Genomic DNA, 15,866 nt, shown 5'->3' on the forward strand with positions numbered 1-15,866 from the left:
TAGCAAACTTTAAAATCTATGTGCTTAATAAAAAACTTCTTCCAAAACCTTTACGCAATCGATTGCGCAAATCGTTTACTATAATTATACTATAGTGAGCGCGATTACCTTAGCATTTGTAAAAACAATTAATAACCTGTTTGCTACCTTTTATAAAAACAACAGCTGAAAGATTGCAAACAAACTAAAACATGAAATTATGAAAAGAAAAATTTTAAGATGGGCGATAGTGCCTGTGGTGGCGGCTATCGGTTTTGTTGGATTGAGTTCGTTTACAGGGGAGGGCGAGAGTAGTGGTGGCGGAACTGAACCTTCATGCTCAACATGGTGCGAATCTGCTAAGAATCAGAATTGCTCACTTTCTTGGAGTGCCGGGGATTCTTCCATGACGAAAACCTGCCACAACCAAAAATTTAAGCTTCCCTAAAATTATTAAGCGGAGTAATTGTCTTATTCCGCTTAATTTTTAATTTTAATCTTATTAAGTATTGTGAAAAATAATAGTCTGTCTGTGTTATTCTTGTACGTTTTATTCATATCGTGTAGTAACACCGAGAATAACATAATAGGAGAGAATGGTAAAACATTCAGTGAACGGGAGATTAATGATGTTATAGAGCTGCAAGGTTCTCCAATCCCTCTTGATAATGTAAACAACCTCATTGATATCTTAGTGCTTCCTGACCAAGAGCTGTTGCTGGCAATTGATAGTGAAGGTGAATACGTATGCAAACTATATAGTCTTAAAAACTATAAGTATATAAGATCCTTTTTTAAAAGAGTGAATGAAACTGATAGCACATCATCCGTACGAATTCTTGGCTCTAATAAAATTGATTGGTTGTATTTACTTGATTTAGATAAAAAAAATGGTTATATATATGACCTAAAAGTTTTAAACGAATATGATAGTGAAATTATTCCCAGAAATACTGTTGGATTTCCATATCCAGATTTTGGTTATAAAGTGATTAAGTTGACCAATAACGACTTTTTTGAGTTAAATGGCATTACAGATCACGAGATTAATCCCTTTAACTTGTACGACAGCGTAGGCAATTTCGTAAAATCCGTAGGGCAATTTCCAACGTATGATAAATATTATAAAACCTTTGAACTTGCTCAAATTTTTGATGGTGGAATAAATTCATTTTCCAGCAATAAAGATACAATTGTAAAAGTATACTACTATACAGACATAGTTGAGTTAGTGGATACTAATGGGAAACTAATAGCTATAAGGCAAGGGCCGGATGGGCTTATTCCGCAATTTAAAAGAGTAGTGAAGAAACCTTACTCATATTTAGCACCTACTAACAAATCTAAACTTGCATACTACGGTATGCCAGAGTTTGGAAATAATAGCATTTATGCACTTTATAGTGGAAATAATTGGTCAGACACTTCTCAGGCGTTTAAAATTATTGCATTTGACAAACAGCTGACTCCAAAAAAACTTTTCAAATTGAATATTCCACTAACAATTTTTAAAATAGATGAAAAGCGAAATACTATATATGGTATATCAGCAAGGCATAAAAGATCGGTAGTCGTCACTCATATTCCTCACTAATAAAATTATGTACAGATTTTTTCTTATAATATTATTCTTGGTGTGTGTTGTTTCATGCGATATGGATGGTTCCAAAAAACTGAAAATATTGTCTGCTTCTGCACCTACGGCAAACTTTCTAAAAAACGTTTTAAAACCCTGTGGCAATATTGGTTCAAGTTTTTATGCTCTTTATATTAACGGCGATTGCGCAGTGTGTATTTTTGTGGCATACGAATTTTTAGATTTGTTAGAACGGGAAAATTCAAAAGGGTTATTAATAGTTAGTAGCTCACATTTTGATCAATTACAACGAAATATACCTGAAATTTTCGAGGATAAACGAGGGTTTTGCTTGGTACTAGAAACACCAGACCTTAACGTTCATAAGTATTTAGAATTGAATAAAATAGTTTTCGTCAAAGAAAAAGGAAGTTAACGCTGCATCATATATGGACTATTTAAACTTTTTTGGAAAAATACGCTTTATAGGGGCAATATTTTTTTTGTGTGTGTTAAATAATTTATACGGACAGCAATTTCCTGTCTACCGCATTGATCCTGCAAAAGCATATGGCGGAGCCATTGCTGATTATTTTGAAAATGTCGAATATATACCCTTAGAAACAACTAAAGAGAGTTTATTTGGGCAAGTAAGCGATTTAATAGTTACAGATAGTAGCTATGTTATTAATGATTTTGACACAAACGCTATATTCTTCTTTGATACCAAAGGAGCTTTTTTAACAAAGTATAATATCAAGGGGGCTAACTTATATCATAAAATCAGCTTTGATAAAAACAATAATGTAATATTGTTAACAATATATGATAACAGGTTAGATAAAAAAAGCTTCACGGCCTTATCACTAAAGGGGAAAATTCTTAGAAGCATAAATGACTTTTTTCAGGGAGATCAATTTACTAGTTTGAGTGATAGCTTTTACATCGTTAGCAATAGTTGTATGACCATTAATGATGCGCCAGCTACGGATAGCCTTTATTCCTTACTTAGTGTATATAAAGGGGATAGCTTGTACAAACTTTTTTTGCCATATAGGCAGAATGAAAACCTTGGTTTATGCAATATTGGTGTTTCAATTATATTGCCAGGAATATCAGATTCAGGATCAATTTATGTTGCAACTCCTCTTGAGCATAAGCTATTTAAAGTCACAAAAGACACAGCAACAATGATAGGAAGTTTCATATTTCCAATGAATCGTTCCTTGCCTCCAAAAACCATTTACTCCGACGACAAAAAATTCGTGGATAGCTTGTACCCAAAAGTTGATGAATACAATACCATACTTGGAGTATCAAATATCTATTTTATCAATCAATATCTTTTTTTTAAAATTAATACTAGAGCGTTTAAGTCGTTTGTGGGATCGGAAGGGCGATTTTTATATAATTTTATCTATGATTTGAAAACCAATAAGCTGATTTCGTTAGAAAGAATCACTCCCGATGATCAATCATATTTTTTGCCAATCCTCGGAAATACGTCGCATATTAACGGCTTAGTTATAATGGGCAAATATTTGTATTCCGATATCTCTTCTTTGTTAATGTTCGATGCCAAGGACAGGACAAAATACAAAAACCCTCAATACCCGCCAGTACTTCAAGAATACTTCAAAACCCAAAGTCGCAAAAGTAACCCCGTTATTGTGCGGATGAAGTTGAAGGAGTGAGAGGGGCTTCGGCAGGCTCAGCCTGACATAGCTTCGGCGCAACATTATTAAAACCAAGTTTCGGCGTAGTCTGTAACATCTTTGTACCTCCGTTTTCATTGTCCCGCCGCATGAAATAAACAGCTTATGAGAAAAATACTGATTATCGTTTGTTTTTGTTGGCTTTGGTTGTATGTGCCGGCTCAGAAAACCATACCAAAAGCCGTTATGGAATCCTTACAACTGGCGGGTGATAACCGCTCCGAGCTGGAAAAAGCAATAGCTCATTATCGTACCGAGCCGGAAAAACTAAAAGCCGCTTATTGGCTTATTGAAAACATGCGCTGGCACCGTCGCGATTATATTGACATCATCCCTGACCCCGAATTTTTAAAGGTATTTAACCTGGCGGATAGTTTATATTATAATCTGGTAAAGGGAAAAGCAATTGCAGAGTTAAAATCAGCAGCTACCAAAGACGGTATTACAGACATCAAAAATCGCGTGCGGCATACATTAGAGGCAACCTCTTTTGAAGAACCCTTCGTTGTTTATGCATCTGAGAAGCAGGTTACTGATCTGAACACTATTAACGCATCCTTCCTGATCAACCATATTGACAATGCTTTTGCATTAAAAAAAGAATCGCCGTATGTAAGCCAGCTTTCTGATGATGAATTTTATCTTTACACGCTTCCTTATCGTATGATCGATGGTCAGCATTTCAGGTATAGCGGAAGAGATTTTAACCGTTTTTTTTCAAAATACTTAGGTGATCTGAAAGACGGAAACTTTACCGAACATGTGGGCCGGTATAATGAAACAATAAAAAATCTCTCTGCTATTTTAGGGCCATATCCTTTCAGAAAAAGAACAGGCTTTGAAGAACTCTTTTTCGAAAAGGTCGACGGCTTTGACTGCTTTAGTATTTCTAATTATGGCGTAGCTGCTTTAAACGCCTGCGGTATACCGGTCGATCTACAGTTCAACATCGCCTACAAGATGCTCCAGGGGAGACATTCCGATTGTCAGATAGCGCCCCGGTTTGGCCAATGGACCATATTTTCACCACAGTCGAAAGTTCCTGAGCCCAGAGCATCCAGGTTTGAAACATATACAGGATGGATGAACCGGTATCGCGTGCATTTTGATGCGCGACAAAACACCCCGCATTTCCTGAAAAAAACAGATGAATTTGTCCCCTTTAGCCTAAGTGATCCTGCTATTGAAGATGTTACCCACTTAAGCATTCCAACAGTCGCCCTCACGTTACCGTTCTTGGCACCAACAGATAATAACTTGTGTTATCTTGGCACTTTTAACAGCGCCAGTGGCGTAATGGGTGTTTCCTGGGCTGTAATTAATAAGAAAGAGCAGATTGCTACTTTTAAAAATACAGTAACAAATGCATTGTATATTCCTTTCTATTACGAGGGCAGGGAACGGAAGACTTTTGGCGTGCCGTTCTACCTTAAATCGGACACCACTCAGCAAAATGGTTATAGCGTGTTGTATCTGGATGATGGAAAAGATGTTAGCCAAACAGTGAACTTAATACTTACCCGTAAGTTTCCGGAGAAAATGAGCGGCTTATGGAGGCAGATGATTGGCACTGTTTTGCTGGCATCGAACGATTCTTCTTTTCAAACGCACGATACCCTATTTGCTCTAAAGACTGCACCTAGGCCCTATATGCAAGAGGTGAAGTTAAGTAACGAAACCGCCTATCAGCACTACCGTGTTCTAGGTTCTGAACGAGAACCTAAAATACAAATAGCGGAATTACAACTTTTGACGAACACAAAATATGGCTATCCGCTTACGTCCGCTCCTTGGCCTGTAGCTGTTCTTAGTCCTCAACAAACGATCAATGACGATACTTCGCTGGTTTGGGTACTTTCTGACGTCCCGGACGTTATGAAAAAGTCTTCAATAAGTGACGAAAGTATGGAAACTTCCCCCGGAAAAACCAGGGATGCAACGGTAGAGAATATCAGCTACAAAGAGCCAGTCGTTGTCACTGCTTTGCGCTTCGCTCCACTTAATGCCAACAATGGCATTGTTCCTGGTAACCAATATCAGTTAAGGTATTGGAGCGATGGACATTGGAACGATTTTGAATACCCACAAACGGCAGAATATAATTACCTAGAATTTGAGGGAGCACCTAAGGGTAAACTGTATTGGCTGAAAAATCTAAGCGGTGGCAAGGAAGAGTTGCCCTTTATTGTAGCTGACGATGGCCGCCAACGCTTTCTGTATTACAATATAAAGTAGTGTAAACGATAAAAAGTGTTAAAGCACATCCGGCATTTTACATATATTATTTATAGTGGCTTGCTTATCGAATTCTTCTTTTTCTTTGCATCCTTTTATCGCTTTTCCTTTAACTACGAGATTGCCTTAAACGATAAGCAATACCTGTTGCTGTCCCTTCCTTTGGGAGCATTGATCTTACTGCTATCTTTATTACAAGGCAAACAGATCGATGCAAAAAGATTTATATATTTGGCGGGCTTAATTGCATCCTGCCTTTTTATCCTCCTCAGCAAATACTATCATTTCGGTAATGAACATTTTTTCGTAATAGCGTCAGCGTGTATGGTATCGGGGCTTTTTCTTTTTATAAAAAACCTGACAGTCATAAATACCATTCTTTGCTTTTTATTACTGTCATTTTTGTATCAGCTATATACCGGCGTGGCACAATATACTGAGGCGGTAAATTATTCGGAAAACATAAGCCTAGAGTTGAAGGGCAGTTTTCAGAACTCTGGCGTTTTTGGCTTTTGCCTGGTAGCTCATTTACCGGTTGTCTGGTATTGCCTGTTTCATTTATTAAAACGCACTTTGCAAAAAGCTGGAAAGCCAAGACTGGCGGCCATACTGACAGTCGTAATTTTTGTTGCCGTATCTGTAACAGCGCTATTTCTGATATTTCAAACACAAAGTCGCAGCGCCTGGATAGCGTTAGTTGCGACAGCCGGTGCAGGACTCGTAACTGGCTATTTTGCTCGCATAAAAGCAATAATATCGCGGCTGCCCCGGTTTGTACCTATTCTTTGTATTATGTGTTTCACCGGACTGGCTACTGTGGCCGGATACTATCTTTTTGCTTTAAAAAAAATGTCGGCAATGGGCAGGATGATGAAATTATCCATTACCTGGGATCATATTACCGATCAGTTCTGGCTGGGTACCGGTCTGGGCCGGTTTAGTAATTATTATCCGTATTGGCAAGCAGCGTATTTTAAAAATCACCCTCATCCTCCTGAATCTTTTTTCTTAAGTGCCGGCGAAAGCTATATCCTTTTTAACGAGCCTTTGCAACTGTTTAAAGAGGTCGGCGCGTTGGGGTTTTTGGTGTGGGGGGGGTGTCTGATTTTGTTTTTCAGGACAAAGCCACCCAAGGAACAAAGACGTTTATTTGTCGCACTAAAACTTGTTGTGGTAAGTCTGCTTGTCTGCGGTTTTACGTCGTACCCTTTTCATGTAAACTACCTGATATTGATGGCGACCTTTTGCTTTTTTGTCGTCGTAGCTCTTGGACGGTCGGGTTGGCTTCATAATTTTAAGATGAAGGCTCCCAGCTTTTTTACAATGAAACCAGCGCTTATTCTCACAATTGCAACTTTAATCTTTACAAGTTATAAAGGTATTAAAACCTTTTACGCATATAACAGATGGGATCATGCCGCAGATCATTTTTCAGGAAATGATACTGCCTTAATAAAGGAGTACGAAGCTATTTTCCCTTATTTGTCCGGTGACAGGAAGTTTTTAACAGTTTATGGAAAAGCATCAGGTCGCGATAGCGCTGCTTATCCAAAAGCCATCATGATGCTGGAGCAGGCGCGTCAGCTCCACCTATCCCGCATAGGTATAGAGCGATTGATTGACGTATATAAAATGCAGGGACGTTTTAGAGAAGCCATCAGCCATCAAGAATGGCTGTGCAATTTTTTGCCTAATAAGTTTCTACCGAAACACGAACTGATGAGATTGTACCTGGTTAATGCAGATACCCTAAACGCTAAAAAAACAGCTCAGGATATTTTATTGATGCCGGTTAAAATAAATTCTGCTGAAGTTGAAAATGTTCGCAAAGAAGCTACAGCTATGTTGAACCGGTAGCGGTTAATAAATAATGAATTTGTTTAAGTGTTTCAAAAAAACGAGCGTAAAAAGGGTACCAGGCTCAGCCCGTCCGCGGTCCAGTCGGACAGACCTGCAGAAGCCAATTAGCCAAAAATGTATCCGTCTTCATGCGCATGATAACACTTTTCTTAGAAAATTTCAAATATCAAAAGTTTTAACAAGCTCCATCTCATATAACAATAAATCCAAAAATCTCAAAACAATTAAAGTGTTTTATACACACAACGTTATTTTTAATATATTTGGAGCTTACAATTTATAAAATCCAATTATGCAACAAAGTATTTTGATCCTTGCAGCCGGAGGTCCCGCACCAGGCATTAACACAGTAATTAGTTCTGTATCTAAGATTTTCCTGAAAGGAGGATTTAGAGTAATTGGCCTGCACGACGGTTACAAAAATCTGTTTACCGGAAACGCATCTACGCTCGATATAGATTTTGAAACGGCTGATACTGCTTTGACAAGAGGCGGCTCTATTCTGCGCATGAGCCGGTACAAGCCCAAAAATGAAGAGTTTACCACTGATTTTTTCGTAAAAAACAACGTAAAATTATTAGTGACGATCGGCGGCGACGATACAGCGTCCACCGCTAACCGCATTTCCACTTTCTTAACCGAGCATAAATTCCCGGTTCAGAACATTCACGTTCCTAAAACAATTGACAACGACCTGCCGCTTCCCGATAACCAGCCGACTTTTGGCTATCAAAGTGCGACAGAAGAAGGTGTTCGCATTACCAAAACGGTTTATGAAGACGCCAAAACCTCAGCCAACTGGTTTGTAGTTTCAGCAATGGGCCGCGAGGCGGGTCACCTGGCTTTCAGCATCGGTTCATCGTGCCATTTACCGATGATTGTAATGCCTGAGATGTTTAACAAGGCAGCATTAAATTTTGAAAATATCACCAAACTCATTGTTTCTGCTATTCTAAAAAGAAAGTTGCTGGGCATTAATTATGGTGTTGCAATCGTGAGCGAAGGTATCTTCCATTTTATGACGGACGAAGTGATCAAAGCATCAGGCGTTCAGTTTACTTACGATGCGCATGGCCACCCGGAATTGGGGAATGTTAGTAAAGCGCATATTTATAATTTGCTGCTTCAAAATAAGCTGAAAGAACTTGGTTTGGACATTAAATGCCGCCCGGTTGAACTGGGTTATGAACTGCGTTGTTTGCCACCGGCAGCTTTCGACCTGCAATATTGCACTATGTTGGGTACAGGCGTTAAGAAACTGTTTGATCAGGGATTAACAGGCTGTGTAGTAACGGTAAACAATAAAGGCGAGGTAAATCCGTTGTTTCTTAAAGATGTTACGGGAGAAAATGGTAAGGTAAAAACAAGACTTGTGAATATTGACGACGCGAAGACAAAAATGGTGATAGAAGATAACCTGCAATATCTTACCGCCGAAGATGTGGAAGCTGCGAAAGCGTTGGTGAGCAATCCGGAAGAATTTGTATTTTCAACCATTTTAAACTGGAAATAGGATTAAAAATTTTGGATAAGAGCTGCGGAAAGGCGGCTCTTATGCATTTAGAAAATTGACCCAAAAAGAGTATAAATCAATTTTAAAAATATTATGGCTAAAAAATTAGCGTCAAAAAAAACCGCAACAAAAGCCGACGAATCGTTTGCGCGCACGAAGATTGTAGCTACGGTGGGCCCGGCCTGCAACACTTACGAAAAGCTTGCAGACCTCGTTAAAGCGGGCGTGAACGTTTTCAGGCTCAATTTTTCGCATGGCGAACATGATGAAAAAAAGAAGATTATTGAATATGTACGTGCAATCAATAAAAAAGAAGGCACATCGGTAGCATTGCTCGGCGACCTGCAAGGCCCAAAATTACGTGTGGGTGAGATTGAAGGCGGCGGCATGCCCGTAAGCACAGGAGATAAGTTTATTTTTACCAGCCAAAAGATTATCGGCAATAAAGAAAAACTTTATATCCACTATCCCAACTTTCACAAAGACGTAAAAGTCGGAAATAAGATCATGATCGATGATGGGAAGCTCGAAGTGATTGTAAAGAAAATTTTACCCAATAATGACGTTCAGGTAGAAGTACTGCTGGGTGGATTTATTTCTTCAAAAAAAGGCGTGAACCTCCCCGACACAAAGATTTCGCTGCCGGCGCTTACTCCCAAAGATTTAAAAGACCTTGATTTTATCATCCAGGAAGAATTGGATTGGGTGGCTTTAAGTTTTGTGCGCCAAACAGAAGACATAAAAAAGCTGCGCAAAATTCTTGACAAAAACAAGAGTAAGACAAAAGTTATTGCGAAAATCGAAATGCCGGAGGCCATTCCCAATATCCGCGATATTATCAACGCCTCCGATGGCATTATGATTGCGCGCGGCGACCTGGGTGTTGAACTGCCCGTGGAAAAAGTGCCTTTGATCCAAAAAAATATCATCAAGAAGTGTATCCACCGCGCGAAGCCTGTAATTGTAGCTACGCAGATGATGGAGAGCATGATCGATCGCACCAAGCCCAACCGTAGTGAAATTACCGACGTGGCGAACGCCGTATTGGAAGGGACGGACGCGGTAATGTTGAGCGGCGAAACGGCCACGGGCCTGCATCCTACTTTAGTGGTGGAAACGATGCGCAAAATCATTCTGGAAATCGAACGCACCGAGTATAACTACGATTTGGATGAGGTTTTACAACCCCAACCCCACTCGCCTACCTTAACGAGCGATGCGGTTTGTTATAACGCCTGCCACCTGGCAAAAGATGTAGCTGCCAACGCCTTGATCGGTATGACACAAAGCGGTTACACGGGCTTTATGCTGAGCAGTTACCGACCCAAAGTTCCGTTGTACATCTTCACCAAGCATCAGCAACTGATCAACCAGATGAGCCTTTCGTGGGGCGTACGTGCGTTTTTGTATGACGATGATGAAAGGCAGCTGGATACTATTTTCTCTGACCAGATCAATATTCTGAAAAGAAATAATTTTTTGAAGAAAGGCGACATAGCGGTTAGCACTGGAAGTACGCCTGTTCATTTAAAAATTCCTACGAATACGATTAAGATTACGAAACTGGAGCAGTAGAATCAGATTTTTTCTAAAAACTTAAAAGCCGCTTTGTTACTCAACAAAGCGGCTTTTAATTAAAGGCAGTAATCTCAACCTATTACAGTTCTCTTATTTTTATATTTCTAAACCAAACATTGTTGCCGTGGTCCTGCAAGCCGATATGGCCTACTTTATAAGTGCCGAAATCAGGTGCACCCTTGAACTTGCTACCGGCGATCAGCGCTCTCCAGTTATCGTCCCACAAAGTAGTGCTGATCACATGCTGATCATTCAGATAAACATCCAACTTACCGTTCAGACAACGAACCAGGTAATGATTCCACTCCAGAGGAGCATTAGCAGCCTTGGTTTTTGCGGGAATCAAATCATATAAATCTCCCGCCTGATGCTTAAATATTCTGCCGTCGGGGTGGCCTTCGTTGTCAACGATCTGAATTTCCGGGCCCGTTCCCCACATCCAGCGATACTTATCTTTGTTTTCATTGATATAAAAACAAATACCGCTGTTTCCGTTTTTATCGATTTTCCAATCGAGCTGAAGCTCAAAATCTTTGTATTGCTTATCTGTAATAATATCCCCCCCTGTTTTGGGAGTGCCATCTTTAGTAGCATCCAAATGCAAGGTTCCATTTACTGCTTTCCAGGCCGTTCCGATTGTTTTCGAGCCATAGGCATGCCACCCATCCGAGCTTGTTCCGTCGAATAACAATTTCCAGCCCGCCGACTCCTCCGCGGGCGTTAATACGTTCATCGCTACCACGGGTGTAGGTTTTTCGGGTTCGGGCGTTGGCTCAGGCGTGGGTGCCGGTGTCGGCGCGGGCGCTGGAGCAGGTGTTGGTGCAGGTGCGGGTGTACGATAAACCCGCGGTGCACAAGCATATAGCAGGCATAGAGACGCGGCTATACAAGTGATAGATTTTATTTTATTCATTTTCTTACTTAAATATAAAGGAAGCGGATTAGGAATAATTTTATATCAGCGAATACCACTGTTATTTCTTTAACAGTAAAATGTATTCGACCATTTCTTTTGCCTCCTGCTCAGAAACGTTAGGATGTGGCGTCATCGGCACTTCGCCCCAAACGCCAGAACCGCCTGCGATCACTTTCTGCGCAAGTTCCGTAATCTTGGCATCATCAGCGCCAGCATATTTATTGGCCACCTCGCGATAGGCCGGCCCCGTTAGCTTTTCATCGATCTTATGACAAGTTGGGCACTGATATTTGCCCGTAAGCTCCAACCCTTTTTGATAAACAGGATTGGAAGAAAGATCATCCGCCGATGCCGTCGTTTGTGAAGTGGATGAAGATTCAGTGTCCGCTTTTTTTTCAGCGTCGCCCCCTCCGCATGATGCAGCGATAATGGATAAAACAGATAATGAGAGTAAAATTTTCTTCATATAAAATATTTGTCGCTAAAGTATAAATTATTATTGAAGCCCTAATACTTTTTTATTGAAATCAGAGTCGGTGCCGGTCGCTGCAAAATCATCAAAAGCCTTGTCTGTCACCCGGATAATATGCTTATTAATAAACTCCGCACCTTCCCTTGCCCCGTCCTCCGGATGCTTCAGGCAGCATTCCCATTCCATAACCGCCCAGCCTTTATAATCGTATTGGGCTAATTTGGAAAAAATAGTTTTAAAATCTACCTGTCCATCGCCCGGGCTTCGGTAACGACCCGCGCGGTTGAGCCAGCTTTGATAACCGCCGAACGTACCCTGCCTTCCGGTTGGATTGAACTCCGCATCTTTTACGTGAAACGCACGGATCCGTTCATGATAAAAATCGATGTATTGAATGTAATCGAGTTGTTGAAGCACAAAATGAGATGGATCATAGAGCAAACATGCACGCGCATGCTGATTGACTTTATCCAAAAACATTTCGTAGGTCGCGCCGTCAAACAGATCCTCTCCGGGATGTATTTCATAACAAACATCCACGCCACATTCGTCAAAATAGTTCAAAATCGGTGTCCACCGTTTGGCAAGTTCGGTAAACCCTTCATCAACCAATCCGGCCGGCCGCTGCGGCCATGGGTGAAAAGTGTGCCACAGCAGGGATCCGCTGAAAGTAGCGTGAGCATTGAGCTCCAAATTTTGCGAAGCTTTCGCCGCATATTTTAATTGTTGAATGGCCCATTCTGTCCGTGCTGCTGAATTGCCCCTCACTTCTTCCGGCGCAAAACCGTCAAACAAATCATCGTAAGCCGGATGCACCGCCACAAGCTGGCCCTGCAAATGCGTTGAAAGCTCAGAGATTTGAAGGCCCGCCGACAGCGCAATACCTTTGATCTCATCCGTGTAGGTTTTACTTTCCGCGGCGAGTTTTAAATCAAAAATTGAAGGATCATTAGTGGGAATCTGAACAGCAATAAAGCCTTTTTCTGCCGCCCACAAACAAATAGATTCAAAATTATTAAATGGAGGTTTGTCACCCAGGAACTGTGCTAGAAATATCCCGGGCCCTTTTAATGTCGTCATGCAAAATCGTTTTTAACTTTGAGCGATAAATCTATAAAAATAAATCCGATTAGCCTTGTATCGGAAAATAATTTAAGAAGTTTTAACCCTAACAGGTACTTTTGTTTGACCTGATTTTTCATATTAATTATTAGCTTTTAGATGTCAAAGGGTTCTTACAAATTGCTTAAAAAAATAGCCAGTTTAATTGCACGCCTAAAATACCGGAATGTTCCCGAACCTTATTTTTATTTTTTCAGAGATACGATTGTTTGCAAGATGGTGCAGTTAAAATATTTTTTTCGCGATTACTTATTTAAAAGTAAATATAAAACAATCGACTTTAGCGGAGAATTTGGAAATGAAATGCAATTTGCGTTGCCGCATGCGTACTGGCATTATAAAAACGGTACTTTGAAAGCAACCCGTTCTTTTCCGCACACGAAAGAACTTTATTTTTTTTCAGACAATCATTCAGAATTTCATACCGAGCGAACTAACGCGGGCAATTATAATTTTGAACTGCCGCGCATTTTATATAGCCAGGATTATGACATAAAAAAGTGGCTGCCTGTGCCGTTCAAAAGTCATTTTAAAAATGATATTTACCGCTATGAAAAGCCGCTGCTTATTATTGCTAACCGATACAATACCGAGTGGGACGGCCCGCCTGTCTCCTATTTCAGCAAGGATGTGCTCGATCAGATAATTTCCAGGTTGAAGGATCGCTACCAAATTATATACAGCCGCCCCCAGGCGAAGGATATTGTCAACGACAATAGCGCTATTTATGATTTGAAAGAATTTGAATGGCTGAAAAGCCGGCATCCGGAAGTTATTCATTTGAATGATCTTTATAAAGAGAATAAAATAAAGGCCCGCAACTTTAACCATTTTCAGCTCTGTGTTTACGCCAACTGCGAAAACTTCATTTCCATACACGGCGGCACCGCCACGCTGGCGAGCTACTTTGGAGGGAAAAATCTTATTTTCTCTAAAAAAGGGCCGGAGCATTATTTCCAGTGTTACCGCAAATTTTACCCTCAGTTTTCAGGCGCTGCTATTCATCACGCAGCAACCGAGGATACATTATTTCAATATGTCGATGATTTGTTTTAAGCTAAAAAAGGATCACAACTTCGTTTTTCCGGCTTAAAAACTTTTGGAAAAATTACATTACCCAAATATTAAATCGTGACTACTGCATTGTCAACCGAGCGACATACTACCGCCTAAATTTATATCATATCAAACTGATAACCATTTGTTTAAAAATAAAAAATCAAACTTCCTGGCGTCCTTATGTAAGATTAAATGTTAAAAAAACAATTAATAATTTTACAACATTCAACCGCGAAGAGCCAAGAGACAAATCGGGTTATCAGCAGTCCAAAATCCTAATATTCTTGCTACCTTTACGTGCTTTCGAAAAGGCAATGTTTGCATTATATTTAATAACTATAAGATCTAATTTACAATGAGTACTACTCCTACCACCCTGTTTGATAAAGTATGGGACGCCCATGTGGTCAGAAAAATTGAAGACGGCCCCGATGTATTATTTATCGATCGTCATTTTATTCATGAGGTAACAAGCCCCGTTGCTTTTTTGGGAATTGAGAACAGAGGTATTGGTGTGATGTACCCGCAAAGGACCTTCGCCACAGCCGATCATAATACTCCAACGATCAACCAGCATTTGCCGGTTCAGGATCCACTTTCTGCCAAGCAGTTGGCAGCACTTTCGAGCAATGCAGAGAAATATGGCATTTCGATCTGGGCGCTCGGCAGTCCCAAAAATGGAATTGTTCACGTGGTAGGCCCCGAAAACGGGATTACCCAACCGGGTATGACGATTGTTTGCGGTGATTCACACACATCAACGCATGGCGCTTTTGGCAGCATCGCTTTCGGCATAGGAACCTCTGAAGTGGAAATGGTGTTATCGTCTCAATGTATCATGCAGCCAAAACCCAAAAAAATGCGGGTGACGGTAAACGGTAAATTGGGTAAAGGAGTATTACCTAAAGACGTGGCTTTGTTTATTATTTCTCAAATCACCGCAAGCGGCGCAACCGGGTATTTTTGTGAGTATGCAGGCGAAGTGTTTGAAGATATGAGCATGGAGGGCCGCATGACTGTTTGTAATATGTCGATCGAAATGGGCGCACGCGGAGGTATGATTGCGCCTGACGAAACCACTTTTAATTATATTAAAGGACGCGACAAGGCGCCCAAAGGAGAAGCCTGGGATAAAGCTTTAGCCTACTGGAAAACGCTTAAGACAGACGAAGGCGCTTCATTTGATTATGAATTGACTTTTGATGGAGCCGCCATCGAGCCTCAAATCACTTACGGCACCAATCCAGGATTGGGAACTGCGATTACCAATAAGATCCCCAAAGCGGCAGAGGTGAAAGACGGTGAAGCATCGTACAAAAAATCCCTGGCGTATATGGATTTCAAGGAAGAGGAAGATATTCTTGGAAAGAAAATCGATTACGTGTTTTTGGGAAGTTGTACCAATGGCCGCATCGAAGATTTCAGGGCCTTTGCTTCTATCGTAAAAGGTAAAAAGAAAGCCGATAATATTACGGCCTGGCTGGTACCTGGTTCTCATATTGTGGAAGCGCAAATTAAGGAAGAAGGAATTTTAGATATATTGACCGAAGCTGGTTTTGAATTGAGGCAGCCCGGCTGTTCGGCTTGTTTGGCGATGAATGATGATAAAATCCCTGCCGGTAAATATGCTGTCAGCACCAGCAACCGGAATTTTGAAGGAAGGCAGGGCCCCGGTGCGCGCACCCTTTTGGCCAGTCCTTATGTGGCGGCTGCGGTAGCGGTAACCGGCGTGGTAACCGATCCGCGCGAGTTGATCGACGCACAGGAAACAACAGTCGCTTAATCGAAAAATCGCATTAACGAGATTAATCAAACTTCAATTCTTAAATCAGATACAATAT

The 15,866-nt window shown here is 40.7% G+C and carries 13 protein-coding genes; 10 read left to right on the forward strand and 3 right to left on the reverse strand.

The window, feature by feature from the left end:
• The first annotated feature begins 199 nt into the window (after positions 1-199).
• From ABDK00_RS09970 to pyk, 8 genes are all read left to right on the forward strand, one after another.
• The gene (locus ABDK00_RS09970) at positions 200-427 is read left to right on the forward strand and encodes a hypothetical protein (protein WP_346239052.1); all 228 of its coding nucleotides are present in this window, start codon (positions 200-202) and stop codon (positions 425-427) included.
• Positions 428-490: 63 nt separating this feature from the next.
• A complete protein-coding gene (locus ABDK00_RS09975; RefSeq protein ID WP_346239053.1) occupies positions 491-1,573 on the forward strand; it encodes a BF3164 family lipoprotein in 1,083 nt (360 codons plus the stop codon).
• Positions 1,574-1,661: 88 nt separating this feature from the next.
• On the forward strand, positions 1,662-1,991 hold the full coding sequence (locus ABDK00_RS09980; RefSeq protein WP_346239054.1) for a hypothetical protein: 330 nt from the start codon (positions 1,662-1,664) through the stop codon (positions 1,989-1,991).
• 13 nt (positions 1,992-2,004) lie between these two features.
• On the forward strand, positions 2,005-3,249 hold the full coding sequence (locus tag ABDK00_RS09985) for a 6-bladed beta-propeller (protein WP_346239055.1): 1,245 nt from the start codon (positions 2,005-2,007) through the stop codon (positions 3,247-3,249).
• Between the two features lie 126 nt (positions 3,250-3,375).
• Positions 3,376-5,505: a hypothetical protein gene (locus ABDK00_RS09990; protein WP_346239056.1), complete on the forward strand. Its 2,130-nt coding sequence runs from the start codon at positions 3,376-3,378 to the stop codon at positions 5,503-5,505.
• Between the two features lie 15 nt (positions 5,506-5,520).
• Complete coding sequence (locus ABDK00_RS09995) at positions 5,521-7,362, forward strand: O-antigen ligase family protein (protein WP_346239057.1); 1,842 nt, start codon at positions 5,521-5,523, stop codon at positions 7,360-7,362.
• 295 nt (positions 7,363-7,657) lie between these two features.
• Positions 7,658-8,878, forward strand: coding sequence for a 6-phosphofructokinase (locus ABDK00_RS10000; RefSeq protein ID WP_346239058.1), 1,221 nt, complete (start codon positions 7,658-7,660; stop codon positions 8,876-8,878).
• A gap of 93 nt (positions 8,879-8,971) precedes the next feature.
• A complete protein-coding gene (gene pyk, locus ABDK00_RS10005; RefSeq protein ID WP_346239059.1) occupies positions 8,972-10,453 on the forward strand; it encodes a pyruvate kinase in 1,482 nt (493 codons plus the stop codon).
• Between the two features lie 82 nt (positions 10,454-10,535).
• Here the strand turns inward: pyk and ABDK00_RS10010 are convergent, their stop codons facing one another.
• The 3 genes from ABDK00_RS10010 to ABDK00_RS10020 all read right to left on the reverse strand — a co-directional run bounded on the left by ABDK00_RS10010 (position 10,536) and on the right by ABDK00_RS10020 (position 12,924).
• Positions 10,536-11,369, reverse strand: a complete 834-nt coding sequence (locus ABDK00_RS10010; RefSeq protein WP_346239060.1) for a DUF1080 domain-containing protein — start codon at positions 11,367-11,369, stop codon at positions 10,536-10,538.
• Between the two features lie 61 nt (positions 11,370-11,430).
• Positions 11,431-11,838, reverse strand: a complete 408-nt coding sequence (locus ABDK00_RS10015; RefSeq protein ID WP_346239061.1) for a c-type cytochrome — start codon at positions 11,836-11,838, stop codon at positions 11,431-11,433.
• A gap of 30 nt (positions 11,839-11,868) precedes the next feature.
• Positions 11,869-12,924, reverse strand: a complete 1,056-nt coding sequence (locus tag ABDK00_RS10020; protein ID WP_346239062.1) for a sugar phosphate isomerase/epimerase — start codon at positions 12,922-12,924, stop codon at positions 11,869-11,871.
• A 141-nt stretch (positions 12,925-13,065) separates the two neighbouring features.
• Here ABDK00_RS10020 and ABDK00_RS10025 point away from each other — a divergent pair, with 141 nt between their 5' ends.
• Both ABDK00_RS10025 and leuC read left to right on the forward strand, forming a co-directional pair.
• Positions 13,066-14,022, forward strand: coding sequence for a hypothetical protein (locus tag ABDK00_RS10025; RefSeq protein WP_346239063.1), 957 nt, complete (start codon positions 13,066-13,068; stop codon positions 14,020-14,022).
• 358 nt (positions 14,023-14,380) lie between these two features.
• Complete coding sequence (leuC, locus tag ABDK00_RS10030; RefSeq protein WP_346239064.1) at positions 14,381-15,808, forward strand: 3-isopropylmalate dehydratase large subunit; 1,428 nt, start codon at positions 14,381-14,383, stop codon at positions 15,806-15,808.
• Positions 15,809-15,866 lie beyond the last annotated feature (58 nt).

This window comes from Niabella insulisoli (assembly GCF_039652435.2).
Taxonomy (GTDB): Bacteria; Bacteroidota; Bacteroidia; order Chitinophagales; family Chitinophagaceae; genus Niabella; species Niabella insulamsoli.

What these genes read in the sequence shown, in the direction of transcription:
- ABDK00_RS09970 (WP_346239052.1), top strand. Translation starts at nt 200, where the DNA reads ATGAAAAGAAAAATTTTAAGATGGGCGATAGTGCCTGTGGTGGCGGCT.
- ABDK00_RS09985 (WP_346239055.1), top strand. Translation starts at nt 2,005, where the DNA reads ATGGACTATTTAAACTTTTTTGGAAAAATACGCTTTATAGGGGCAATA.
- ABDK00_RS09990 (WP_346239056.1), top strand. Translation starts at nt 3,376, where the DNA reads ATGAGAAAAATACTGATTATCGTTTGTTTTTGTTGGCTTTGGTTGTAT.
- ABDK00_RS10000 (WP_346239058.1), top strand. Translation starts at nt 7,658, where the DNA reads ATGCAACAAAGTATTTTGATCCTTGCAGCCGGAGGTCCCGCACCAGGC.
- pyk (WP_346239059.1), top strand. Translation starts at nt 8,972, where the DNA reads ATGGCTAAAAAATTAGCGTCAAAAAAAACCGCAACAAAAGCCGACGAA.
- ABDK00_RS10010 (WP_346239060.1), bottom strand. Translation starts at nt 11,369, where the DNA reads ATGAATAAAATAAAATCTATCACTTGTATAGCCGCGTCTCTATGCCTG.
- ABDK00_RS10015 (WP_346239061.1), bottom strand. Translation starts at nt 11,838, where the DNA reads ATGAAGAAAATTTTACTCTCATTATCTGTTTTATCCATTATCGCTGCA.
- ABDK00_RS10020 (WP_346239062.1), bottom strand. Translation starts at nt 12,924, where the DNA reads ATGACGACATTAAAAGGGCCCGGGATATTTCTAGCACAGTTCCTGGGT.
- ABDK00_RS10025 (WP_346239063.1), top strand. Translation starts at nt 13,066, where the DNA reads ATGTCAAAGGGTTCTTACAAATTGCTTAAAAAAATAGCCAGTTTAATT.
- leuC (WP_346239064.1), top strand. Translation starts at nt 14,381, where the DNA reads ATGAGTACTACTCCTACCACCCTGTTTGATAAAGTATGGGACGCCCAT.